General features: G+C 53.5%; 1 protein-coding gene. It reads right to left on the bottom strand.

The features are described from left to right. A partial coding sequence (locus SB765_RS29970) for a molybdopterin cofactor-binding domain-containing protein (RefSeq protein WP_410932540.1) occupies positions 1–247 on the bottom strand: 247 nt, incomplete at its 3' end. Between the last annotated feature and the right edge of the window lie 22 nt (positions 248–269).

Here is a 269-nt window from a genome sequence, read left to right as displayed (position 1 = left end):
AGATAACATGCACGTCCTGCGGTGGGCAGTGCAGCACTTCTGCTGCCAGTTTCGTCACTACAGTATCCAGACCAGTACCAATATCCGCACCGCCAGAATGAACGATAAAGGTGCCGTCCGATTCCAGTTTGATCATGCAGTTAGCCTGATCGATATCCGGGATACCCGATTTCTGCATGATAATGGCGACGCCGCGACCGATGTGCCAGTCACCATTTTGCGGTTTCGGTGACGACCATTGGATCATCTCGCGACCCTGACGCAGGATC

This window comes from Pseudomonas sp. SIMBA_067 (assembly GCF_046534675.1).
Classification (GTDB): domain Bacteria; phylum Pseudomonadota; class Gammaproteobacteria; order Pseudomonadales; family Pseudomonadaceae; genus Aquipseudomonas; species Aquipseudomonas putida.
The sequence above is the reverse complement of the archived record's forward strand: the minus strand, read 5'-3'. Positions and strand labels throughout refer to the sequence as shown.